At 37.6% G+C, this 25633-nt stretch carries 16 protein-coding genes and 1 pseudogene; 16 read left to right on the top strand and 1 reads right to left on the bottom strand.

Going from position 1 to position 25633, the window contains the following annotated elements; all coding sequences use genetic code 11:
* The first annotated feature begins 29 nt into the window (after window positions 1-29).
* Both ACT3CD_RS03590 and ACT3CD_RS03585 read left to right on the top strand, forming a co-directional pair.
* Window positions 30-2222 (top strand): glutamine synthetase III family protein, encoded by a 2193-nt coding sequence (locus ACT3CD_RS03590; protein WP_444643024.1) that lies wholly within the window; start codon window positions 30-32, stop codon window positions 2220-2222.
* Window positions 2223-2817: 595 nt separating this feature from the next.
* Window positions 2818-4161 carry an AraC family transcriptional regulator gene (locus tag ACT3CD_RS03585; protein WP_444643022.1) on the top strand — a complete coding sequence of 448 codons (1344 nt, stop codon included), beginning with the start codon at window positions 2818-2820 and terminating at the stop codon, window positions 4159-4161.
* 201 nt (window positions 4162-4362) lie between these two features.
* Here the strand turns inward: ACT3CD_RS03585 and ACT3CD_RS03580 are convergent.
* Window positions 4363-4515 (bottom strand): annotated as a pseudogene (locus ACT3CD_RS03580) (hypothetical protein); the annotation flags it as partial.
* A gap of 544 nt (window positions 4516-5059) precedes the next feature.
* On the opposite strand from ACT3CD_RS03580, the gene ACT3CD_RS03575 reads away from it, so the two are divergent.
* The 14 genes from ACT3CD_RS03575 (at window position 5060) to ACT3CD_RS03510 (ending at window position 25568) form a co-directional block, all read left to right on the top strand.
* Entirely contained in the window at window positions 5060-8254 is a 3195-nt protein-coding gene (locus ACT3CD_RS03575; RefSeq protein WP_444643020.1) for a SusC/RagA family TonB-linked outer membrane protein, read from the top strand.
* A gap of 18 nt (window positions 8255-8272) precedes the next feature.
* On the top strand, window positions 8273-9916 hold the full coding sequence (locus ACT3CD_RS03570; protein ID WP_444643019.1) for a RagB/SusD family nutrient uptake outer membrane protein: 1644 nt from the start codon (window positions 8273-8275) through the stop codon (window positions 9914-9916).
* Between the two features lie 205 nt (window positions 9917-10121).
* Window positions 10122-10232 (top strand): hypothetical protein, encoded by a 111-nt coding sequence (locus ACT3CD_RS03565; RefSeq protein ID WP_444643017.1) that lies wholly within the window; start codon window positions 10122-10124, stop codon window positions 10230-10232.
* A 460-nt stretch (window positions 10233-10692) separates the two neighbouring features.
* Window positions 10693-12507 (top strand): heparinase II/III domain-containing protein, encoded by a 1815-nt coding sequence (locus ACT3CD_RS03560; RefSeq protein ID WP_444643015.1) that lies wholly within the window; start codon window positions 10693-10695, stop codon window positions 12505-12507.
* Window positions 12508-12576: 69 nt separating this feature from the next.
* Entirely contained in the window at window positions 12577-14388 is a 1812-nt protein-coding gene (locus ACT3CD_RS03555; RefSeq protein WP_444643013.1) for a heparinase II/III domain-containing protein, read from the top strand.
* 125 nt (window positions 14389-14513) lie between these two features.
* On the top strand, window positions 14514-16037 hold the full coding sequence (locus ACT3CD_RS03550; RefSeq protein ID WP_444643011.1) for a cellulase family glycosylhydrolase: 1524 nt from the start codon (window positions 14514-14516) through the stop codon (window positions 16035-16037).
* 146 nt (window positions 16038-16183) lie between these two features.
* Entirely contained in the window at window positions 16184-16333 is a 150-nt protein-coding gene (locus ACT3CD_RS03545; RefSeq protein ID WP_444643009.1) for a hypothetical protein, read from the top strand.
* A 955-nt stretch (window positions 16334-17288) separates the two neighbouring features.
* Complete coding sequence (locus ACT3CD_RS03540; protein ID WP_444643008.1) at window positions 17289-17420, top strand: hypothetical protein; 132 nt, start codon at window positions 17289-17291, stop codon at window positions 17418-17420.
* 180 nt (window positions 17421-17600) lie between these two features.
* Complete coding sequence (locus ACT3CD_RS03535; RefSeq protein WP_444643006.1) at window positions 17601-19511, top strand: Ig-like domain-containing protein; 1911 nt, start codon at window positions 17601-17603, stop codon at window positions 19509-19511.
* A 601-nt stretch (window positions 19512-20112) separates the two neighbouring features.
* A complete protein-coding gene (locus tag ACT3CD_RS03530; protein ID WP_444643004.1) occupies window positions 20113-21906 on the top strand; it encodes a glycoside hydrolase family 2 protein in 1794 nt (597 codons plus the stop codon).
* A gap of 79 nt (window positions 21907-21985) precedes the next feature.
* On the top strand, window positions 21986-22972 hold the full coding sequence (locus ACT3CD_RS03525) for a nucleoside hydrolase (RefSeq protein WP_444643003.1): 987 nt from the start codon (window positions 21986-21988) through the stop codon (window positions 22970-22972).
* Window positions 22973-23245: 273 nt separating this feature from the next.
* Window positions 23246-23542: a hypothetical protein gene (locus tag ACT3CD_RS03520; protein ID WP_444643001.1), complete on the top strand. Its 297-nt coding sequence runs from the start codon at window positions 23246-23248 to the stop codon at window positions 23540-23542.
* Between the two features lie 141 nt (window positions 23543-23683).
* The gene (locus ACT3CD_RS03515; RefSeq protein WP_444643000.1) at window positions 23684-24523 is read left to right on the top strand and encodes a sialate O-acetylesterase; all 840 of its coding nucleotides are present in this window, start codon (window positions 23684-23686) and stop codon (window positions 24521-24523) included.
* Window positions 24524-24668: 145 nt separating this feature from the next.
* Window positions 24669-25568 (top strand): alpha/beta hydrolase, encoded by a 900-nt coding sequence (locus ACT3CD_RS03510; protein WP_444642998.1) that lies wholly within the window; start codon window positions 24669-24671, stop codon window positions 25566-25568.
* The last annotated feature ends 65 nt before the right edge of the window (window positions 25569-25633 follow it).

The following is a 25633-nucleotide window of genomic DNA, read 5'->3' as shown; positions in this document are numbered from 1 at the left end:
TGTAAAGTCTAACTCGTAAAACTATTTGTATGGCAACATTAAGATTTCTCGCACTGAAAGAGCTCCTGAACAGGAAGCCAATGTACATTGATGAATTAGGCCGTTTGACCTCTGATTACTTCGGTAAAAATGTGTTCGACAAAGCCAAAATGAAAAAGTATCTCTCCAAAGAGGCTTATAACCACGTTATGGAGGCGAACGATAAAGGGACCAGAATTGACCGGAAAATGGCTGAGCAAATTGCTTCAGGCATGAAATCCTGGGCAATTGCTAATGGGGCGACTCATTATACGCACTGGTTTCATCCGTTAACCGATGGCACCGCCGAAAAACACGATGCTTTTATTGATATTGATAAAGATGGTGGAGTAGTTGAAGCTTTCAGTGGAAAGTTGCTCGTACAACAGGAACCTGATGCCTCTAGTTTTCCTTCCGGAGGTATTCGTAATACTTTTGAAGCTCGCGGATATACTGCCTGGGATGTTTCATCACCTGCTTTTATTGTTGGAACAACGTTGTGTTTACCCACTGTGTTTGTATCATATACCGGTGAGGCACTCGATTATAAAATGCCGTTATTGAAAGCATTGTCTGCGGTGGATAAAGCTGCCGTTGATGTTTGTCAGTATTTTGATAAAAGTGTAACAAAGGTAAATAGTAACCTGGGTTGGGAACAGGAATATTTCCTTGTGGATGAGGCTTTATTTATGGCACGTCCCGACCTTATGCTCACAGACCGGACCTTGATGGGTCATTCCTCTTCCAAAGATCAGCAGTTGGAAGATCATTATTTTAGCTCTATACCCGAACGGGTGATTGCCTATATGGAAGATTTTGAGCACGAAGCTTATATCTTGGGTATTCCCGTGAAAACAAGACATAATGAGGTGGCTCCCAATCAGTTTGAGGTGGCTCCTATTTTTGAAGAGGCCAATCTTGCCAACGATCATAATCAGCTGATTATGGATGTGATGAAGCGGATTGCCCGTAAACATAATTTCCGTATCCTGTTTCATGAAAAGCCATTTAAAGGTATCAATGGTTCCGGTAAACATAATAACTGGTCATTAAGTACCGATACCGGTGTTAATTTGCTTTCACCCGGTAAGAATCCCCGCACAAATATGCAGTTTCTTACCTTCCTGTTGAATGTGATGAAAGCGGTTTATGAAAATCAGGATTTGTTGTTGGCAAGTATCCTTTCTGCCAGTAATATGCACCGTTTGGGCGCCAATGAAGCACCGCCATCCATTATCTCTATTTTCCTTGGGAACGAACTTAGCCGGGTTTTAAATGAGCTGGAAGAGACTGTCCCTGATAAGAAAATGACGCCGGATCAGAAGACTTCCATTAAATTGAATATTGGCAAAATCCCTGAAATTTTGCTCGATAATACCGACCGTAACCGTACGTCTCCATTCGCCTTCACCGGTAACCGTTTTGAATATAGGGCTGTTGGATCTACTGCCAATTGTGCTTCCGCTCTTATCGTTTTAAACACGGTTGTGGCTGCGCAGTTGAAAAAGTTTAAAGTTGAAGTGGATAGCCTGATTGAAAAAGGGGTCAAGAAAGACGAAGCCATTCTTCAAACTTTAAAACGGTATATTAAAGAGACCAAGAATATTCGTTTCGATGGCAACGGTTACAGTCCTGAATGGGTGGAAGAAGCTGCCCGCAGAGGTTTGTATAATGTTTCTAATGTGCCTGATGCCGTTAAAGCTTACCTTAAGGAAAAATCGATAAAAGTTTTTAAAGATAACGGTATTTTTAACGAAAAGGAACTAGAAGCGCGTGTTGAGGTTGAATTGGAAAAATTTACCAAAAAAATTCAGATTGAATCACGTGTACTGGGTGATCTTGCCATTAATCATATTGTGCCTACCGCAGTACGGTATATGAATACTTTGATTTTGAATGTGCAGGGTTTGAAGGATGTCTTTAAAGATGAGGCTGATTATAATGAATTAGTGGCTGACAGGCTTGACTTGATCCGTCAGACTTCATTTCATATCCAAAATATTAAAAACAAAGTTCATGATATGATCGAAGCACGTAAAGTGGCCAATAAAGTGGATGATATGCCTGAAAAAGCACATCTCTACGATACCACCGTCAGACCTTATTTGGATGATATACGTTCTCATGTTGACAAACTGGAACTGATTGTTGATGATGAGATGTGGCCATTACCTAAATACCGCGAATTATTATTCGCCAGATAGTAGGTGAAATTTTTTATACAAAAGAGGGTGTTGGCTGTTTGGTCAACACCCTCTTTTTATATGTCGGCATGGTAATAATCCGGCAGGATGAAAGTTCCTGCATGTGCCGTGTTCATTGGAAACATTAGCGATTGGCAAGGGTGTCCAAAGCTATTTGGAATCTGAAAGAAGCCATTGGCAAACTTGACGTATTGAAGTACAGAAATCTAATATAAGGCTGAATTGAGATGGGTAACCGAGGTCCGGATTGACAACGTTCAAATATCAACCGTAGTCTTATAGAGTAAATTAGGCGATACGCAAGGAAAGTTTATAGTTCTATTCAGAGATGTTTCACCACCTGTTGCAGAGGTGACAAACCAAGCGGCAACAATCGGCGAAAGATCCCAAAAGATAAGAGAGAGAAGTCAGCAGAGGTCATAGTCGCCGGGTTCGTGAAATTCAAGGCGAAGCACCGGATTGGTTAATATACGTTTTTTACAAACGCTCCAATGATACTAATAACGATCACTCATAAATAATTTTATTAGTATAATCAGTTATTCAATAGTGATTTATTTTCTTTAATTTTATCGTTCGAAATTTAAAGGTTTATATGGACTTGGAAATAACTAAAGATCTAATTGAATATATTATAGCACCGTTGGTGTCAGCGCAGTTATTTTTAATAATTCTCGTATACTTTATTGTTGTAAGGAAGAGAATCTCTGCCTATTACAAGTTGTATATAACATTCATAGTAACCTATATTCTGTTCTTAATCGGACGTCTTGGATGGGTCCTTAATAATGAAATCCCGGCCAATCTGATTTTGTTTGTGCGAATCGGATTATTAATGGGACTTGGAAATCCTTCGCTTTTAGTAGCTGCTGCAAAACAATCAGGAGTCCGGAATATTAAATCAATATCTATAGTATCATATGCATTTGGCATTGTACTTTCTTTTGCCTATATCTTATTTTTTGATGCAGATACTTCTAATTTGTTCTCCTTACACGAATGGTTCGTTGGAATAAATATTGAAAATCCGATGATTTGGGCTCACAATACTCAATTTGCCGGAGCACTTATACAATTGGTCCTTCCTTTTGGTTGGCTTATATTAAGGGGGATTCGCAATAAAAAAGAATCAAAGTATCTTGCATTTTTTGGGGGAACGCTTCTTTTTGGTATCGCCTTTTTGTTAGGGATATGTTTCGAACCACAGAATTTTGGGTTGTCTTATATTGGTTCAATTCCAACAGGCATTATCTGGGTTTGGGCCGTATTTAAAGATATCCGCGATATGAAGGGAAAGGTTTCACTCTTAAAAGAAGAGTTGCAAATGATCGTTCGCTCAGGGATTGGTACAAAAACAGAAGACTTCAACAATTTGCTTAGAAACCTTGAAGAAATATCATATGAAAATTCAGATGTGTATAAAATGAGGATTCGGGAAATTTTGAATATGCTAACCGATACAACCATTGAAGCAGGTGGAGATACACAAACTTTGATTAAAAGAAATACTGAACGTGCTAATGCTATAGAAACAAGCTCTGACAATAATGAAATGAGGGCTATTTTATACAATGAAGCCATTGAGCTCTCCAATATTATAAAGCAAATTCCTTCGCAAAATGAGATTGTAGTGCGTAAAGTCATAGAATACCTTAAAACTCATTTTACAGAAGATCTGAGTGTTGATGATATTTCGAATATAGCCGGACTGAGTAAAGCCCATTTAATGCGGGTATTTAAACAGGTTACAGGTCAAACATTAAATCAGTTCCAAACATCTTTACGGATAGAAGAATCTAAAAAACTGCTTCTTAATAAAACGGTTGCAGAAACAGCCTACAGTATTGGCTACAACAATCCGAATTATTTTAGTACTGTTTTTAAAAAGCAAACCGGATTAAGCCCAATTGCATATCAGGAATCGTTTAAAAAGAATTAACGGGAGTGTCATCTGAATTTTGTCCGGTAGTTTCTGTTACGTTTTCAACGTAAGTTATTTTTTCCCTTTGAACCATTTTCTCAAACCTTATTCAGATAGCACTCAGATTCTGTCGGGGGACGGAGGTACGAAGCCGTTTATATACCCTCGACGTTCACTGAGAGCAACATTTTTTTTCTTTTAGTCATTGGTGCTTTCAATTCAAGATTGATATCTTATCCCGGTTTTCTTGTCTGTCAATTTGGTTTGCCGCTTTTTTACAAGCGCCGGTTCGAAACCGTCATGACAATCATATGGTGGCTCAATGGTGACATCGCCAGTGTTGGTTTTGAGTGTTTTTGTGTCTTTGCCATTGCGCCTGTTCTTTAGTGAACGCTCTTCTTAATTCCAATGAACATCCCCATTCCGGCCCCTTCAGGATACTTTCTATACATCCTTTTACGATCAGCTCAAATAGGCCGCCCTTGCCGTCATCGATTTGACACTTTTTTATTGTTCCAATGCTCTGGTGATTTATTTTTTCTTGACATAATTAGCAAATTTTAAACTTTAGAACATTATGGACAGAGTGAAAAGTACAGTCTTTAATTAATAATTTCCCATTAATTGTTCTTTGTAATATGCTGATATTCAGTTGGAGCATTATTTTATAGATGCATTAAGCATATTATTAAAGATGTCCTTTTTTTGCTTTATCTAGTTTTGAGTTGTAAAGGAAATAAACAGTTATTTAGTTTTATTACCACTATTTGACTTTGACTTTAATTAATGGAGAGAAACGAATGGGGATTTGCTCCTTTTTAGCTTGGGGGTAAACGATAGAATTAAGGAAAAGGACAGCGTTGTATTAATCGAGGTATAGTTTACATTTTAACAATTTTTAATCGAATACATAATTATGACTAAAAATCGAAATTCTTTGTTGAATCATTCGAGTTTTTCCCGATCAAAACTCTTATTGATTTTTTTTCTTGCGTTTCAATTATCTGTTTTCGGGCAAGGGAAGCAGATTTCTGGAACCGTATCAGATGATACAGGAGCACCAATTCCGGGTGTAAACGTAACTGAAAAAGGGACAACCAATGGTACCATTACTAATGTTGACGGTTCATTTATAATTACGGTTAATGGTGATGATGCCAGCTTAGTTTTCTCATTTATTGGTTTTCTTAATCAAACGGTTGAGATATCAGATCAATCTTATCTCAACATAACGCTTCATGAAGATATTCTTCAGTTAGAGGAAGTTGTTGCTATTGGTTATGGGGTTCAAAAGAAAAAATTAGGGACAGGATCTTCCGTTAATATCGGAGGGGAAGACATTCAAAAATTAAATACGACCAGTGCTATTGATGCATTGAAAGGCGTAAGTGCTGGTGTAACTATTACTCAAAGCAATGGACAACCGGGTGCCAGCGCTGAGGTTTATATTAGAGGTATTGGTACTACGGGAAATTCAGCTCCTTTATATATTGTTGATGGCGTTTCAACCGATAACATTAATCACCTTGCACCTTCCGACATTGAAAGTGTTGATGTTTTAAAAGATGCTGCTTCGGCTGCCATTTATGGATCGCGTGCTGCTAACGGAGTCATTCTGGTTACAACAAAACAGGGAAAAAAGAGTCAGAAAGCGACTGTCTCTTATGATTTCTATCATGGATGGCACAGCATGGTAAATGCTCCTAAGATGCTCAATGCACAACAATACATTGAAATCATGGACGAAGCCAATGCAAATGATTATATCGCAAGGGGTAAAGAGGTTGTCCCCATTTCATGGGAAAGTTTAGTTCCAAATTATGATAAGATTGTTAGCGGTGAATGGCAAGGAACAGATTGGATTGATGAAATGGTAGATGATGAAGCATATGTTGAAAATCATAGCGTTAACATTACCGGAGGAAGTGATAAATCTGTTTATTCTTTAGGCTTTGGTTACCACAAAGAAAAAGGTATTATTGGTAAAGGTACTAATAACACATATAAGCGAATTAATGTCCGTTTAAATAGTGACCATTCACTAATTACTCATAACAAAAGGGATGTTTTTAAAGTTGGCCAAACACTTACCTATACCAACAGTTCAAGTCCAACAGTTCGTACCGGCAATATATACTGGAACGACTTTCACAACGCGCTAATTGCAACGCCTGTGTTGCCAATGTATGCTGAAGACGAAAGCGACCCGGCTTATCCATATCATTATGCTACCGATTGGAATTCAAAAGAAAGTAATCCAATTGCAAGTATGATATATAACGGTGCTAACAATGAGAATAATAGCAACCGAATTGTAGGAAGTGCATATGTTTCAATAGAACCAATACGTAATTTGGTTTTCCGTTCTTCTTATGGTGTAAATGCATGGTTTGGATCGTCCAGAAGTTATATGGTACCTTATGATTTAAGTCAAACGGCTATTTCTACGATTGATAATACGACCCAACAAATGAATCAGGGCTATACGTGGACTTTTACCAATACTCTTTCGTATAAATACAGTGTTGGAAGTCATAATATTTCAGCTCTTGCTGGTACTGAGGCAACCAGGAATGCACAAAATCTTTCTATGCAAACCTCTAATGAAGGAAATATCTTTGGCGATTTTGAACATGCTTACATTGATAATTCTCCTACAATAACAACAAATACAGCAATTTCTGGAAGCGACTCTTATGGCTGGGCAATGATGTCTTACTTTGGTCGTTTATCATATGATTTCAATGAAACCTATTTATTAACAGGAGTTTTAAGGTATGATGGCTCTTCAAAGTTTTCCGAAGATAACCGCTGGGGAATATTCCCATCTGTTTCGGCTGGTTGGGTAGCTACTAACGAAACCTTTATGAAAGATGTACCTGTCTTAAATTTCCTGAAGTTAAGAGCTAGCTGGGGGCAAAATGGTAATCAGGATATCTCAGATTTCCAATACCTTTCAACTCTTTCGTATGAAAGTGCTTATTATTTCTTTGGTAACGACAAAACGAGTTATACTGTAGGTGCATATCCTGCAAGAGTTCCCAACGAAGATATATCCTGGGAAACATCAGAGCAGGTTGACCTTGGTTTCGACGCTCACTTTTTTGACAGTGCACTTCAATTTAATTTCGACTGGTATCGTAAAGATACTCGCGACTGGTTGGTATCTCCTCCATCTTTAGCTTCATGGGGAAGCGCTTCTGCTGCCATTAATGGTGGATCAGTAAGAAATCAGGGAATAGAATTGGTTACAAGCTGGAATCAAAGACGTGGTGATTTCTCTTACAATGTAAATGTTTCGTTGGCACATAACAAAAATGAAGTTCTTGATATTGCTAATGAAGAGAAAATTATTCATGGACCAGATTATGTTTTAAGTCAGGGAGCTCCTGAATTATATCGTGCAGAAGTCGGCTATCCTATTGGTTACTTCCTGGGCTATAAAACAGATGGAATTTTGCAAAATGAAGAAGAAGTTGCTGAATATGTAGGCCCCGATGGTGACCCTTTAATGGCATCCGCAAAACCCGGTGATGTGCGTTTTGTTGATGTGAGTGGACCGGAAGGTGAGCCTGATGGGGAAATTGATGACTATGACAAGGTAATGCTAGGTAATCCAAATCCTGATTATATCCTGGGATTCCAATTTAATGCCGACTATAAAGGTTTTTATTTACAACTTACTGCAAATGGCATGTTTGGACATCAAATAGCAAAATCATACCGTTCATTTGGCGATATCCCTCAGCAAAATTATGATGTCAGTGTTTACGATCGTTGGCATGGTGAAGGTACTTCAAATAAATGGCCATTACTTTCTTTGAAAACACATAGTAACTTACTTAACGTCTCTGATTTATTCATTGAGGATGCTGACTTTTTACGATTGAGTAACCTTACTGTGGGGTACGATCTGAAAATGCTATTCAATAAATTACCATTGAGTGAAGCCAGACTTTATGTTTCAGCTAAAAATCTTTATACGATAACGAACTATTCAGGTTCAGATCCTGAAGTTGGTTATGCTCCCAGTTCATGGGCTTCTGGTGTAGATCTGGGTTTGTATCCTTCAGCCAGAACTTATTTAGTAGGTGTAAGCCTTAAATTCTAATATATAAAACGATTGACAATGAATAAAATAATATATATTATAATGACAATTGCAACCGTATTATTGACTGGTTGCGACAACGATTTCCTGGTTAAAGAAAATCTTTACGAGGTATCTAATGCTGATTATTATTCTACGCCTGAGGAGATCGAAGCTGCATTAGCTGCAACGTATGCAGCATTGCCAAGTAGTGGTAATTCTGATAATGCTCTTTTTCTGGCCAATTTAAGGTCAGATGATTGCTTTGCCGGCGCCAGTACAGGTGATCCTGCGTGGCATGCTATAGCCGATTTTGAGTTTTATACTGAAAGCCAACACGAAGGTTTTTGGACCAGTAACTATAAAGGAATATTACGGGCAAATATGATTATTAAAAACTTTGATAACGCCGAATATTCCAATGAAGATGACCGTAATCAGGCACTGGGCGAAGCTTATTTTTTAAGGGCTTTATTTTACCTTCGTTTGGCACAAGCCTTTGGTAATGTGCCGCTTATTACAAATCCTGAGCCGGCCAATATCCCTAAAGCTTCAGCAGATGAACTCTTTGGCCAGATTATATATGATTTTAAAACTGCAATTGAACTGATGCCGGCGATAAAATCAACCGAGATTTCTCCAGATCGTTTAGGGCATGCTACAAAATGGGCTGCCCAGGGTTTGATTGCCAGAGCATTCCTGTTTTATACCGGAAAATACGAAAAAGCTGACGTAAGTTTGCCCGATGGTTCAACGGTTACCAAAAATGATGTCATTGCATGGGTTGATGATTGTATTAACAACAGTGGACATAAACTTATTCAGGATTTTCGTAATATATGGCCTTATTCTTATGCAAATTCAACCTATAAATATGCTATTGACAATGGTTTAAATTGGGTTGGCGATGATGAGGGAAATACTGAAACGATCTTCTCAATAAAATTTTCTGTTTACGGTGGTTGGTCTTCTCCTAATAAAAAGAGCTATTGTAACTCACAACCATTGGCTTGTTCTATGAGAGGTAGTTATAAACGTCAGGATTTTGGTCAAGGATGGGGAGCCGGAACTGTTAATCCACAACTTTACGAAAGTTTTGAAGATGGCGACCCTCGAAAAGCAGGCTCAATTTTATATGTAAAGGATCCAAATGAAGGTGAGATTTATGAAAGCTATAAAGTGCAAAAAGATCAGATGCATGAAACTTTTATGTGGATGAAGAAAATTGCGTCTATTAAAGTTGAAGGTACTGGTATGTACGATTATATGCTTGGAGCCGGCACACAAAGCAATTACCAGTTTTGGAATATGCAGGATGATATAATCCTTCGTTTAGCTGACGTCCTGCTTATGGGGGCTGAACTTGGAAGTGCAAATGCGCAGGATTATTTCGATCAGGTTAGGCTTAGAGCTGGGTTACCAACTAAACCTGTATCTCTGGAAGCCATTAAAACTGAACGCCGTCACGAGCTGGCTTTCGAGGGAATAAGGTACTATGACCTGTTACGTTGGCACGATGAAGTGGCTGCATTTGCCGCAGTAAAAGATGTTCCGGTAGTGAATGGTGGTATTGAAGATACTTATACTGTTACCTACCGTCCGGAAACCAACGGGTTTTTAGCGATTCCGGAATCACAGATACTCCTTTCCGAAGGTGTTTTAGAACAGAATCCGGGCTGGTAGAACAAAATGAATTTTATTCAAAGTCAATAATTTGTTGATCTTCAATTAAAAATAGTGGTGTCCGGTAAAAGAAACAGAACGGGGTATCTAAATTATTAGCAAAACCCCGTTCATGGTTAAGTTTGTATTTTTCATAAAACAAATTATGACCGTGAGCAAATCTGTAAATTTTACCGGACAACCACTATTTTGACCGCTAATTAAGTTGATTGATCGTCAGTCAGTAAATACCATCGCCAGAAAAGCAGGGACAGACAGATATTGTAAGCCGTTGAAAACTCAAAAACACCTGATACTAATATGTTTCTTGCATTAATGTCAGGTTTGGAGATTATATGGCAATTGGTGGAAATCGACAATTGTTCTTTTCTTGGTAAAATGGATGAGATTAGATTATGGAATGTTGCCCGAACTGCAGTTCAAATAAAAGAGATCTATTAAACAGAACTTACGGCGGCCGATGAAGAACATCTTTTTGCATATTACAAATGTGATGACGATAAAGTCGGTTTGAAGGTAAAAGATGAGACTACAGATTTTGAGTTTGTTGCCGAAGGTCTATTGACCTGGTTGATATGACTGGAGCTACAGTTTATGAATCTGGAGCAAATGGACCAACTTTATCAATTAACGTTGCTGATTTGAGCCCCGGCGTATGTGTAATTATATCCAATAGTTTCGCTGAGAAAGTGATTGTATAATAAGGTGATGATTTTAGAAGATCAGGATCACTTATAATGAAAAGCTGACGAACTTTTATCTGATATTTACCGATTATGAATAAAGCTCATTTCATCGCAATTTTCTTATTTTTAAGCATTCTGATAGGTTGCGCACCGCAAAATAAAGATAATATTCCCGCGCATCCACGCCTGGCTTTTAACAAGCAATTATTCGAAGAGACAAATAATCTCCCCGATCATGTGATCGCTTTAAATCATGTATTGATTACTGCTGCCGATGAGATGCTTCTTTTACCTGCTCCTGAATTTAAGATGGATGGGAAACGTTTAGTAGATGTTTCAAGAACATATCTTAAAAGAGTAGGGTATTTGTCACACGCTTATCATCTTACAAAGGCGCAAAAATACCTCGATAAAGCAGAAGAACTTCTATTGAAGGCGTGTTCATTCCACACCTGGAATCCGGATCACTTTTTGGATGTGGCTGAAATGACAATGGCCATGGCTATTGGTTACGATTGGTTGTACAACGATCTTTCGAAAGAAACAAAAACAATTGTAAAGCAGGCAATTTTAGAAAAAGGATTACAAGAAGCTGTCGGTGATAAGGGATGGCTAAAAGTTGACAACAACTGGAACCAGGTATGCAATGCTGGTATTACATTTGGGGCATTGGCCTTATATGAAGACTATCCGGATCTTTGCGACTCATTAATTCAGCGGGCAATTTCTTCATTAAAACGACCCGAACAAGTATATGAACCTGATGGTGTTTATCCTGAAGGACCTATGTATTGGGATTACGGAACCAGTTTTTATTGTTTGTTCATCAGTGCATACAGACAAAATTTTCCTGAAAAACCAATAGTCCCTGGAAATGGGTTTAAAAACAGTGGTGATTTTTATTTGAATGTTTTTGGTCCTCAAGGAAGCTTTAACTATTCAGATGACCGCGGGATAAAAGGCTTATCTACGAGCATTTTTTGGTTTGCCAATGAATTTCAAAAATCAGAATTACTTTTCAACGTAAAGCCACTTCTGCAGGATTTAATGGATGGCAAGAAAAAAATAGATGCCCAAAATACTGCAAATCGACTTTTCCCATTTCTGATTTCGTGGATGTCGGGAGTTAACCCCGATAATACTAAACCATCAAATATGTTCTGGAAAGGAGATGGTGAAAATCCACTGGCTGTTTTCCGTACCGGATGGGATAAAAACTCAACCTTTGTAGCCGTAAAAGGTGGATCACCCGGACTCAGTCATGGACACATGGATGCAGGTAGTTTTGTTATGGATGCAAACGGAAAACGATGGGCTTATGACTTAGGCATGCACGAATACCTTCCTTTGGAATTGCAAGGACTAAATCTGTTTGATGGTAGTCAGACAGGAGATCGATGGAAGGTATTTCGCTATATAAACAAAGCGCACAATACTTTAACCTTCGACAATAAACATCAGTTGGTTGATGGAAGTGCTAAAATAATTGCAACAACTAACCACGAAAATCTTAAATCAGCAACAGTTGATTTAACGCCCGTTTATCGGGAATCCATTAATAAAGCGATGCGTACAGTGGCCTTAATAAACAATGAGAAGGTACTGATTACTGACGAAATTGAAAATAACATGCAGGCGTCAGAGGTACGCTGGTCCATGGTTACGGTCGATGATGTAAAGGTCAGTTCATCCCATTCGGCTGTTATAACGCAGGGAGATCAGAAAATGGCGTTTCGTATTGTGTCTCCTGAAAATGCACAGATCGAACTGTTTTCGGCACAACCCATCAACGATTTTGAAGATAAGAATCCGGGTAAAATCATCCTCGGTTTCAAAACAAAAATAGAAGGAGATGAATCAATTAAACTTGAGGTCGAATTAAAACCAGTTTACATTAATCAATAAAACTGTATTTATTAATGTATAGCTGCCTGAATTGAACAGGTTTTTATTTTGTCTAATATTTAACCGATTATGAATAAGATATATTGTGTCACCATTATTTTACTGTTGAGCATTTTTATGAGTTGCTCAACCCGTAATAAAAATACCATTCCCGAACATCCACGCATAGCCTTTAACAAGCAACTTTTTCATGACACAGAAAATCTTCCTGATCATGTAATAAAGTTGAACAAGGTACTTATTAGTACGGCCGATGAGATGCTTCTTTTACCCGCTCCTGAATTTAAAATGTTGGGTAGGCGTTTGTTGCCTGTCTCAAGAAGATATCTCAAAAGAGTAGGGTATTTGTCATACGCTTATCAGCTTACAAACGATAAAAAATACCTCGATAAAGCAGAAGAACTTCTGTTGAAAGCGAGCTCTTTTCAAACATGGAATCCCGATCTTTTTTTAGATGTGGCAGAAATGACCATGGCCATGTCTATTGGTTACGACTGGTTGTACAACGATCTCCCGAATGAAACAAAAGAAATTGTAAAACAAGCAATATTAGAAAAAGGATTGAAACAGGCCACAGATGATAGTTGGTGGTTAAAAGTTGATCACAACTGGAATCAGGTTTGTAATGCCAGCATCACATTTGGCGCATTGGCTTTGTACGAGGACTACCCTGAATTTTGCGATTCACTTATTCGACGTGCAATTTCTTCAATTGAAAAGCCGAAACAGGTGTATGAACCCGATGGTATTTACCCCGAAGGAGCCATGTATTGGGATTATGGAACAAGCTTTCATTGTTTGTTTTTAGATGCTTACAGCCAAAACTTCCCCGATGAGACTATAAGTATAGGAGCAGGGTTTCTTAAGAGTGGAGATTTCTATTTAAATGTATTCGGTCCAAATGGAAATTTTAATTTTTCTGATAACAGAGAACCTGTAATACTTTCGCCTACAATTTGTTGGTTCGCTAACGAATTGCAAAAACCTGAATTGCTTTTCAACATAAAACCACTTTTGCAGGATGTTATGGATGGCAAGCGTAAAATTGATGCCGAAAGCATTGAAAACCGGCTTCTTCCATTTATGATTTCGTGGATATCGGGAGTAAATTTCGATAATAATAAACCATCAAATATGTTCTGGAAAGGGGATGGCAAAAACCCATTGGCTATTTTCCGCACCGGATGGGACAAAACCTCAACCTTTGTAGCTGTTAAAGGTGGATCACCAGGACTCAATCATGGACACATGGATGCTGGTAGCTTTGTAATGGATGCAAACGGAAAACGATGGGCTTTTGATTTAGGCATGCACGATTACAATACTCTTGAAGAACATGGCATAAATCTGTTTGATGGGAGTCAGACAGGAGACCGCTGGAAGGTATTTCGCTATATAAACAAAGCCCACAATACCTTAACCTTCGACAATAAACATCAGTTGGTTGATGGAAGTGCTAAAATAATTGCAACAACTAAACACGAAAATTTAAAATCAGCAACAGTCGATTTAACGCCCGTTTATCGGGAATCGATCAGGAAAGCGATACGTACCGTAGCCTTATTAAACAATGGGAAGGTCTTGATTACCGACGAAATTGAAAATAACATGCAGGATTCTGAGGTGCGCTGGTCCATGGTTACTGTCGATAATGTAAAGATCAATTCATCTCATTCGGCTGTTATAACGCAAGAAGATCAGAAAATGGCGTTTCGTATTATTTCTCCTGAAAATGCACAGATCGAACTTTTTTCGGCACAACCTGTCAACGATTTTGAAGATAAGAATCCGGGTAAAATCATCCTCGGTTTCAAAACAAAAATAGAAGGAGATAGATCAATCAAACTAGAGGTCGAATTACAACCTATTCAGACTAAATAGCGTCTGTCTATAAACTAAGTGTTTGAAATATAAAGTTCAAGGCTTACGCAGCAGTTGGACTTTATAGACAGACTTTAAATCCGTGAAGCAATCTTTTAGTGTTTAAACATAATAAATTATTAGGTATGACAATGATTAACTATTTCAAAAATGCCTTTGTAATTATTTTTACTTTAATGGTTACAAATACAATGGCTCAAATGACTGCCCAAGAGGCGCGGGTTTTGATGGGGCGTGGAATTAATATGGGTAATACACTTGAACCGCCTTATGAAGGTGATTGGGCGCCAAAAGCTGAGGAGTATTATTTTGATATGTATAAAGAGGCTGGTTTTAAAAATGTTCGTGTTCCTGTACGTTGGGATAAGCATACTGATACTTCAGCTCCTTATACAATAGATGACGATTGGATGGATAGAGTAGAGGAGGTTGTTGATTGGGGACTAGATCGCGATTTAATAATTGTGATAAATTGTCACCATGAAGAATCGTTTCAGAAAGATTATGAAGGGCAAAAAGCACGGTACGAGAGTATATGGCGTCAGATTGCTATTCGATTTAGAAACAAATCAGAGAATTTGTTTTTTGAGATAATGAATGAACCTCTTGGTATAGCTCAAGAACAGATTGAAGAATTTAATGAGAGTATTTTAGGAATTATAAGAGAATATAATCCTACCCGGGTGGTGGTTTATTCAGGCATTGAATATACAGGTTCAGACCTCCTTATGAAAACTGAGATACCTGATACACAGGATCCATATTTAATGGCCTATTACCATTCATACCAACCCTGGAGCTTTGCGGGTCAAGGTAAAGGTACATGGGGGACGAAGGCTGATATTTGGGAAATGAAGAATCGAATGTCTGCTGTTCAGAAATGGTCTGTTGAAAATAATATACCTGTTTATTTAGATGAATTCGGAGCGCAAAGGGATTGCGATTATAATTCCCGAATGTATTACTATGCCAAGTGTGTTGAATTTGCTTTAGATTACGATCATAGCTTTGCTGCCTGGGATGATAGTTGGGAATTTGAGACCTTGTTGCGTGCTGAAAAATCATGGAATGATATTAAAGATGTTTTAATATATACATCCGATTCTTCAATTACTGATTTAGACGTTGAATTAGTTGATAATAATGTTCATTTAACCTGGGAATCACGGTCAGATGCAGATTTAATTACCAAAGTATTGGTTGAAAAAAGGACTGAGAGTACTGATTTTAGCGTTATTGCTGAATTTAGTGATATTTCAGCTGAGACTGTTCCTTTTGAATATTTAGATGAAGATGCTGAAATTGGGGCTTATTCTTATTATAGGTTGGTTGAAGTTTATTCTAATGAGGATTCAATTCCTTCTTACCCAATTAGAATTTTTAATGAAAAAGCTTTGTCAACATCTATAATTAAAAATGAGGAAATGGTAGTTTATCCGAATCCTGTAACTGATGAAATTAATATTAGTTTGGCTGACATTTTAATTGATTCAATTAAAATTTATAACAGTAACGGTCAATTGGTGCTTTTGGAACAAATGCAATCAAACGAAACATCAATTAACATTGAAAATCTCGACCAAGGAATTTATTATATAGTTGCTAAAACTAATAAAGGTTTGTTGCAACAATCATTTGTGAAAAAATAATAATTGTGATATTACGGTTGTTACCATTATTCGATTAAAACGCAGAGGTTACATTGTATTTTACGATTATTTTCAACGCTTTAATCTGATGGACAACTACAAACTTGAGTTCGGGTTCTGTTAGTAATTAACATTGCTTATGTTTTATGAACCACCGTCTGCCGGCCGGTACGTTTGGTGGTGAGAGTGGTGAACTGGCGGGGGGGCTACAGTCCCGCCAGCCATCTACTCAACTGGGATTCCGTTATTGCCTGGCTCTTTCAGGGCTTATTTGTAATTCAGTATTAATCTGTTGATTTACAATTAAATTTTATAGTCATATTCTTTGATCAACGAAGGTGCTGTGTGCCGGTCAAATTTCCCGTCCTTATAATGGTCAACCCCGGATAGAATCATTAAATCCCTACTGTTTTCAACAACGTTTATTTGTGAAACGTCTGCACTACCGGGTTGTATTTTCTCTCAGTTTTTTATCATTCATTGTGTAAATAGAATCTGTCTATAAAGCCCAACTTCTGCGTTACGCTTGCTCTCAAAATGGTCATTTACGGACGTAAACTCACATTTTTCGAGCTGCGCAAGCCTTGAATCTGAACTTTATAGCTCAAACTCCCGACTTTATGGACAGGCACTAAATAAGGTTTTATTGTCTTCCTGATTTGAGAAGATTTTTTCCTTTAAGCAGTTTTTAGTCCCCTCCGGAAGCCACTGTTCATAAGCCTTTCACGAGGGGGGCAAAAGTATCAATACTTTTCCCCAAAAGTATCAATACTTTTCCCTAAAAGTATCAATACTTTTCCCTAAAAGGACCAATCCTTTTTCCCAAAAGGACCAATCCTTTTTCCTAAAAGGACCAATCCTTTTCCCTAAAAGGACCAATCCTTTTTCCTAAAAGGACCAATCCTTTTTCCTGAAAGGACCTGATCATCGAATTTGAACATTCTTCAGCTGAGGAGCCGGCTCCTATATCCGGGATTTTATTTAAATGATGTTATTTTAAAACAATTAGATTTAAAATAATAAAAGAAAAAAGTGCCATAATATTGCTTTGTAAGATGCTATTATTCAGTCGGAGCATTATTTTATAGATGTATTAAGCACGTTATTAAAGATGCTACTGTCTGGCTTCCTGTATATTTGAATTAGACTAAAGTAGTAAGGTACGGGAATATGAAAAATAAGCAGCTATTAGTCTTATTATGACTATTGGTTTTAGCTTCAATAATCAATGTTCAGAAAACCTTTCAACTCTTGAAATCACGTTCAACTACACCTTCTGGCAATACCCCCGACTGGTATAGTTATGGTGGTTTAACCCACGAAGTGTTGTTCATTGAAGTTCCGCATAATTATATTGACGACTTTACCTTCAGCATAAATTAAAGTGTTGTTGAATGCAGCGTGCTTTGTTATTACTTAATGTTTTAATGAAATGCTTGTGGATTTTAAATTCAATAGAATCCTGATCCGTTTTCCGGACAACAGATTAACAATAGCGCCAAATCGTAAGACCTTAAATACATTTTTTGTGATAGTATATTTATTAACCAAACAATTTGAATTATGAAAAGAATGATTATTACCAATTTTAGTTTACTTGTATTAATGCTGTTTGCGTTTCAGACGTATGCACAAGATCCAATAACAGTCGCAACATTTGAAGATGAAGATGGTATAGACTATGCCGAACTTAATACTTGGCCCGGGGCTACTGATACTGTTGCGAACCCTGTAACTGATGGTATAAATACAAGTGCTACTTGTGCCAGATTTATTAAAACAGAGGCTATCAAGGATGGTTCAATAATGGAGTTTACCGGATTTAAAATTCCTCATAGCATTTACACAAATCCTGAATTTAAGCTTAAAATTATGTCGCCCGATACATCCGGGGTAGCTATTAAAATATCCCTGTATGATTATACCGGTGCAGGTGTTAGTAAAAGCATTAATTTACCTGAGGGTGAGAATGAGTGGCATGAACTAACTTATAATTTTGAAGAATTCTTAAGCTCATCTTCAATCGGTTATATAACAAGTATGAAACTATGGATTAACAGTAATAATACGACGGGTTATGATCAAACATTTTATGTTGATGACTTAACTATTACCGGTGAAAATGCTGCTTTGACAGAATCTGATGTTGTAATCTTATTTCAGGAAACTTTTGCTAATAATGCCTGGTGGATGAAGGCTATGGGTAATGGTTATTATGTGTCTAAAGATTCTACTTTAGCTGAATTAAGGACTACAGCCTGGGGTGGTTCAGCTTTATCTGCAAGTACAGCCAATTATAACGGTGAAGACTCATTGGTTCTGGCTATGACAAATTGGTCTGCCAGGGGTGTCGGACAATTAGATCCTTCATCCACAAGACCAACGTTAAGTTCATTTACGATTAGAGACATCGGTATTGCAGGCAAAGCAAATATGAGTTTATCCTATGATCTTTACTGGCTTACCGCGCCTTCAGCGTTCACCGACGCCCCAACCTTTGAATTAAGTGTAGATGGTGGAGGCTGGACAGAAATTCAGTCAACAAGTGAATTACCCACAAAAACTAAATCATGGAAAGCCGGAATCGAATTTGATTTAAGTACCGTAAGTGGTACTAAATTAAGTCTTCGAATAACTAATAACACCAGCGGTATTTGCCACTTCGACGAAATCAAACTTAAAGGAACAAGCACATTTGCTGGTTCAATATCCATTGCCGGTGATACTGAAATTACAACCAAAGGAGGGACTGTTCAGTTAAGCAGTACCATTCTACCTGAATCAGCTGAGCAGGCTGCATACTGGTATGTTTCAGATGGTATCGGCAATGCAACTGTTAACAGTCTGACCGGTGAAGTAAGTGCACTAAAAGATGGTGAAGTTACAGTCACTGCAATCGCAATTGATAAAACCGGGTTAGCTCAGGCTTCGCATATGATTGCAATAAGCAATCAGCATCCGGTGGATTCTGTTACCATAACGTCAGTTGATGATGTCAATATTATTGACGTTGCTGCCGGTTCATTGCAGTTAAGTGCTACGGTTTATCCCGAATTTGCCAGTAATCCTGAGATTGTATGGAGTTTAGATGGCACTGCTGCTTCAATTGACCAAAGTGGATTATTGACTGCTATTTCTAATGGTGCAGTAGATGTAATTGCAACAGCCGCTGAAAATTCAGCTGTAGCAGATACTTTTGAAGTTACCATTACCAATCAATCCACAGCATTGGCCAATACACCTGGTCTTGAGAATATCAAAATTTACCCTGTACCGGCCAGTGATCAACTTCACATTACCAATATGGAGAATGTTGAAAGAATTGATGTCTTGGATATTAATGGACAATTAATAAAATCCATTGAAAACAATGCAGTAAATACAACCATTAATGTGTCTGAATTAAGCAACGGTATTTATTACTTACGCATGCAAAATAGCAATGGCGTGGTAACTCGTAAATTTGTCAAATAGTTTCGGGTATAGTGTCGTAATAATTAAAGGCTGTTTCATTTATTTGAGACAGCCTTTAAATATTTTCGTAAATGACTGTTTTTATGGCAAGCATAACGAAGTAGTTGACTTTACAGACAAACCCTAAATATAGGGCTTGATATTCGAACAGGATCATCCGTCAACCAGGTATTGGCTGACATTCCCGAAATTCTGTATAACTAATGCCATTTTTAAAACAATCAGATCTAAAAAAGAATAGCAATGAGAAGACTGATATTAGTATTGTTAATACAAATATTTTTTTGCGCCTGAAGCAAAGGCGTTAATGTTTTCAGAGAATGACTTAAATGATCTTATTTGAACGTTGTATCGCAAATTTGAGGCTTTTTTATGAGACGCCTCAATCAAATGATATTAGGCCTGATAACAAGCAGTCTGACACTTGTTTAAAATGAAAAATCAGAGAAATTGCAAGCACTTATTTTCATGATGTTTCTTTGTAAGCTGCTGATAGTCAGCTTGAGCATTATTTTATAGATGTATTAAGCACATTATTAAAGATGCTCCTGTTTCGCTTCCTGTAAATTTGAATTATACTAAAGTCGTAACGTACAGGAAAATGAAAAATATACAACTATTAGCTTTATTATTACTATTGGTTTTAACGCCAATGATCAATGCTCAGGAAGCCATTCAAAACATAGGATCGCGTTCAACAACGTCTCTTAATGGAAAGTGGAAATACATAATTGACCAATTTGAAACAGGTAGTATAGGTTTTAAACCCTTGTGGGAAAACGTTAAAACTACGAATCAATCGGATCGGGTTGAATATAGTTTTGATGATGCACAAACATTATATGTACCGGGTTCATGGAATGCTCAACTGGAAAAACTTTATTACTACGAAGGAAGTGTTTGGTTTAGAAAAACTTTCGACTTTTCGCCTAAAAATATTAATTCAAGAGTGTTCTTATATTTTGCAGGAGCTAACTACAAAACAACAGTATCAATAAATGGTGATGTTATAGGAACACACGAAGGTGGTTTTACTCCATTTAGTTTTGAGGTTACTGATAATATTAAGGAGAAAGACAATTTTGTGATTGTTGGTGTAAGCAATCGTCGTGATTCGACTAGTATACCAAGCATGAGTACTGATTGGTATAATTATGGTGGCTTAATCCGGGATGTTATGATTGTTGAAGTTCCGCAAAATTACATTGACGATTTTACTATCAGCATGAATAAAGAATCGTTGAATGCCAAAGCAAAAGTGATTGAAGGATCTGTAAAGTTAACCGGAGAAAATGTAGCAAAAACTGCAAAGATTGAAATCCCGGAATTAAAATTATTCGCCGATATCCCGATTAATGAAGGTCGTGGAACATTTTCTCTGAAAACGAAGAAACTGGACTTATGGTCGCCCGAAAATCCAAAATTATACGATGTTGTTATCACTGCGGGCGAAGATACGATGACTGATAAAATTGGTTTCAGAACAATTGAAACCCGCGATAAAGAAATTCTTCTAAATGGTAAACCAATATTTTTAAAGGGTGTTGCTCTTCACGATGAAAATTCTCTTAAAAAGGATCGTGCTAACACCATGGAAGATGCTCAACGACTGCTTGGATGGGCTAAAGAAATGGGATGTAATTTTGTTCGTTTGGCCCACTATCCTCATCAAGAGAATATTGTAAAACTTGCCGATGAGATGGGAATACTGGTATGGGAAGAGTTGCCTCTGTATTGGGGTATTAAATGGGAAAGCGAGGAAGTTTTAGCAAAAGCCAAAAAGCAATATTCTGAAGTTATCAGAAGAGATAAAAACAGAGCTGCTACTATTATCTGGTCTATTGCTAATGAAACACCGGAAAGTGATGAGCGTCTGGCATTTTTAACTGCTGTAGCTAATCATGTCAGGGCATTGGATAATACACGCTTATTAAGTGCTGCTTGCCGTAAAGATGGTTGGGAAGGTGTGGATGATGACACTCTTAAGGTTAGTGACAGACTTGGTGAGATACTTGATGTTATAAGTTTCAACGATTACATCGGCTGGTACGAAGGATCGCCGGAAACCTGCCGGGAAAAAAGCTTTGAGATACCTTACAATAAACCTGTTATTATTAGCGAATTTGGTGGGGGAGCCCTGGCCGGATTTCATGCCGATAAGGAAACCCGTTGGTCGGAAGAATATCAGGAATATATGTATGAGGAAAACGTGAAAATGTTTAATCGCATTGATGGCTTAGCAGGTATGACGCCTTGGGTTTTAGTCGACTTTCAGTCGCCTCTTCGACAGTTGCCTGACATTCAGGATGGTTGGAATCGTAAAGGATTAATATCTGAAAAAGGATATAAAAAGAAAGCTTTTTATGTGATGAAAAAGTTCTATATGAACAAATAGATTAGATTATTTTGGATTCGTTTCCAAAGTGAAAACTAATGCCCATGCTTTTTTGAAAACTTCGAATAATCTGATTATTATGAAAAAAATATTAGTTGTGTTCGGTTGTTGTTTCTGTTTGTTCATACTTTCAACGTCTGCTCAGGTTAAAATAATATTTGACACTGACATGGAGTCAGATGTTGACGATGTTGGTGCTTTGGCTATGCTTCATAGTTTGGCCAATAATGGGGAGGCGGAAATATTGGGAACTATGGTTTGTAGCTTGAATCCTTGGTCGGTACCTACGGTTGATGCTTTAAATACGTATTTTCAAAAAGGGGATATCCCAATCGGGGCCGTTAAAACTTTGGGCGTGTACCGGAACTCTAAATATGCTAAAGTTATAGCTGAAAATTTCCCCCAAGATATTGGAATAGGTGAAAATTCGGAAGATGCCATCTCTCTATACAGAAAAATATTAACCAATCAACCAGATAGTAGTGTGGTTATTGTGACTGTGGGGTACCTCACAAATCTATCTAATCTGCTAAAAAGTGAACCTGATGATATAAATTCATTGAATGGGGTGGAGTTGGTTCGTCAAAAAGTGAAGCATTTGGTCTGTATGGGCGGTCGATACCCTTATACGCAAAACCCGGGCAAGTGGGGTAATTTTAAGCCCGACCCAGAAGCTGTCAGGTATGTTGCCGCAAATTGGCCTGGCATTATTACGTTTACCGGAGGTGGAGAATTTGCTGATCGAATTAAAACCGGAAGGACGCCTTTTAATTATGATCCTGATTCCAACCCGGTATCCAAGGCTTATAAAATCTTTTTAGACGGCTGGAGGGATTGGCATCATAGTGCCGATTTGATCGCAGTTTATATCGCTGTGAGGGGGTATGACGAGTTTTTCGAACTGAATACTCAAGGCTATAACCACATTTTTGAGGATGGAACACTCATGTGGCGGGTACGCCCGAATAACCCCAGCCATCAATACGTAAACAGTTTGAAGAAAGGAGTTTCAGAGGTCATGGTGTCGAAAGTTTTTGATGACCTTCTGGTTAAATCGATTAGATAAAATATCCTATTCCTTTATAGCTTTTATTGTTACTATAAAAGCCTGCAATGTATGGTGAACAACTGTTTAGAAGTAGGTCTTTGCATTTACTTATGCGGTTATCAAAATAATAATGGGTTACAGGTGTTAAAGTAAAACTATAACTGTAAATAGTGCCTGTCCATAAAGTTCAAATACGAGGCTCGCGACGTCATAAAAATCAAGGGACCGACGAACGAAGTAAAGGCAGAAGCAAAGCTGTTATTGTGGATTTATCTCATAAATGCTTTGATTATGCTTTACAAGGAGGAAGAAGACGAAGTCAGTTTACTTTTCGTAAATGACTGTTTTTATGACAAGCATAACGAAGTAGTTGACTTTATAGACAAACACAAAATAGTGCCTGTCCATAAAGTCGGGAGTTTGAGCTATAAAGTTCAAATACGAGGCTCGCGACGTCATAAAAATCAAGGGACTGACGAACGAAGTAAAGGCAGAAGCAAAGCTGTTATTGTGGATTTATCTCATAAATGCTTTGATTATGCTTTACAAGGAGGAAGAAGACGAAGTCAGTTTACTTTTCGTAAATGACTGTTTTTATGACAAGCATAACGAAGTAGTTGACTTTATAGACAAACACAAAATAGAGGTTTCACAAGCTTTGTCCTTGGGTTCATATTACGAGCTACTTAAAAAGTATGAGTTTACTAACAATCATAAAATTGATATACGATGAAAAGCAAATTTTTATTTGTCCTGCTTGCAATTTTTTTAGCGACAAACATATATTCTCAAGATAGTAATTTCCACATTTACCTTTGTTTTGGCCAATCGAATATGGAGGGGCAGGGAACAATTGAGAAACAAGATAGTGTCGTTGATAGTCGTTTCCTCGTATCGAAGGCTCTTGATAGTTTAAGTACAGGAGAATCAAAGGCTATATGGCAGACAGCGGTTCCGCCTTTATGCTTAACCTCCTCAGGGCTTTCACCTGCTGACTATTTTGGCAGAACCATGGTGGCCAATCTTCCGGACAGCATTAAGGTCGGGATTATTAGTGTTGCTGTTGGCGGATGCGATATCAGGTTATTTGATAAGGATCTCTATCAGGACTATGACTCCAAAGAAAATAAAGAATGGTTTAGTAAAAAAGTGGCGGATTATGGCCGAAATCCTTACCAATATCTTATAAACCTTGCTCAGGCAGCTCAGCAAGACGGTGTCATTAAAGGTATTCTTTTGCACCAGGGTGAAACCAATACAGGCCAAACTGAATGGCTGTCATTTGTGAAAAAAATTTACAATGATATGTTGACTGACCTTTCATTGGATGTTAATTGTACGCCTCTTCTTGTGGGAGAATTACTGTCTGCTGAGGGAAATTGTTGTTCATCAATGAATTCGATCATTAACCTGCTTCCTGATACTATCCCAACTGCACATGTTATATCATCGGAGGGCTGTGCTGCCAAGGATAGAGCGCATTTTAATTCAGAAGGGTATCGGAAGTTGGGTAGACGATATGCCATACAAATGCTTTCACTCATGGGATATCAGGTGGATGAAGAATAATCTTAACCGGTAATAACAAATAACGATTAAAAAATCATTTACTATTTGTTTATGGTTTTGAAGTTTTTAAACCCGTTTGTAGCAACTATTAAAATGCGGGCATAATGGGCCAATTTTAATAAATTCTGACAATAACATAATTACGATGAAATATTTAGCGACAATCATATTTATTATATCAGCAAACGTTTTATTTGCTCAAACACTGTATAAAGACAGTGTCTTCTCTGAAGTTAATAAAACCACTTACAGCTACTGCACTTGTACAAATGAAACATTGCAATTCGATTATTATGTAGCTGAAAATAATCAGGAGCAGATGCCCTTATTGGTTTATGTACATGGGGGTGGATTTTCAGGTGGTATAAGAGATGATAAAGGATTTGTGAATTTTGCGACAAAACTGGCTCAAAGAGGATATGCTGTTGCATCAGTTTCATACAGGCTAACGATGAAGGGGATTGGTTTTGGTTGCGATGTTGACGCTGATCAAAAATTGGCAGCTATTGATTCGGCTTCGTACGATGTTAGTCTGGCAATTAAATATATTCTTGATGATGCTAAAGAATTCCACATCGACAAAAATAAAGTCATCCTTGCCGGGTCAAGTGCAGGTGCTGAAACGGTATTAAATATGGTATATGTTTATGAGAATGAAATTTTACCATCCGGTTTTAAATATGCAGGTGTAATCAGCATGGCAGGCGCAGTAACTACATTAGATAAAATAAACTGTGACACGGCTATTCCTACACAACTTTTTCACGGTACAGGCGATAAATTGTTGCCTTATGACATTGCTCCTCACCATTATTGCAATTCAAATGATAAAGGCCATCTAATGCTATATGGCTCAAAGCCAATTGCTGAGCGTTTAAAAGGCTTAGGTGCTTCATATTATTTTTATTCAGTTTGTGGTGGATCCCACAGCTGGGCAGGTTTGCCCATGTCCAGGAGTTTCGATGAAATTATTGACTTTTTGTATCACGACGTCGTTAGCATTAATGGCATAAGACAAACTAATCGAACTATATGTGATTTATAATTGGAAAAGATTAGTGGAAATAGGACAATACGTTCTAAAATATTGTCTAAAAACAATGGACGATA

It is taken from the genome of Geofilum sp. OHC36d9 (assembly GCF_052400685.1).
GTDB lineage: Bacteria > Bacteroidota > Bacteroidia > Bacteroidales > Marinilabiliaceae > CAZHHH01.
Note: the sequence above shows the minus strand (reverse complement) of the source record. Positions and strands in the feature narration are given on the sequence as shown.

What these genes read in the sequence shown, in the direction of transcription:
- ACT3CD_RS03590 (WP_444643024.1), top strand. Translation starts at nt 30, where the DNA reads ATGGCAACATTAAGATTTCTCGCACTGAAAGAGCTCCTGAACAGGAAG.
- ACT3CD_RS03585 (WP_444643022.1), top strand. Translation starts at nt 2,818, where the DNA reads ATGGACTTGGAAATAACTAAAGATCTAATTGAATATATTATAGCACCG.
- ACT3CD_RS03575 (WP_444643020.1), top strand. Translation starts at nt 5,060, where the DNA reads ATGACTAAAAATCGAAATTCTTTGTTGAATCATTCGAGTTTTTCCCGA.
- ACT3CD_RS03570 (WP_444643019.1), top strand. Translation starts at nt 8,273, where the DNA reads ATGAATAAAATAATATATATTATAATGACAATTGCAACCGTATTATTG.
- ACT3CD_RS03560 (WP_444643015.1), top strand. Translation starts at nt 10,693, where the DNA reads ATGAATAAAGCTCATTTCATCGCAATTTTCTTATTTTTAAGCATTCTG.
- ACT3CD_RS03555 (WP_444643013.1), top strand. Translation starts at nt 12,577, where the DNA reads ATGAATAAGATATATTGTGTCACCATTATTTTACTGTTGAGCATTTTT.
- ACT3CD_RS03550 (WP_444643011.1), top strand. Translation starts at nt 14,514, where the DNA reads ATGACAATGATTAACTATTTCAAAAATGCCTTTGTAATTATTTTTACT.
- ACT3CD_RS03545 (WP_444643009.1), top strand. Translation starts at nt 16,184, where the DNA reads ATGAACCACCGTCTGCCGGCCGGTACGTTTGGTGGTGAGAGTGGTGAA.
- ACT3CD_RS03535 (WP_444643006.1), top strand. Translation starts at nt 17,601, where the DNA reads ATGAAAAGAATGATTATTACCAATTTTAGTTTACTTGTATTAATGCTG.
- ACT3CD_RS03530 (WP_444643004.1), top strand. Translation starts at nt 20,113, where the DNA reads ATGAAAAATATACAACTATTAGCTTTATTATTACTATTGGTTTTAACG.
- ACT3CD_RS03525 (WP_444643003.1), top strand. Translation starts at nt 21,986, where the DNA reads ATGAAAAAAATATTAGTTGTGTTCGGTTGTTGTTTCTGTTTGTTCATA.
- ACT3CD_RS03520 (WP_444643001.1), top strand. Translation starts at nt 23,246, where the DNA reads ATGCTTTACAAGGAGGAAGAAGACGAAGTCAGTTTACTTTTCGTAAAT.
- ACT3CD_RS03515 (WP_444643000.1), top strand. Translation starts at nt 23,684, where the DNA reads ATGAAAAGCAAATTTTTATTTGTCCTGCTTGCAATTTTTTTAGCGACA.
- ACT3CD_RS03510 (WP_444642998.1), top strand. Translation starts at nt 24,669, where the DNA reads ATGAAATATTTAGCGACAATCATATTTATTATATCAGCAAACGTTTTA.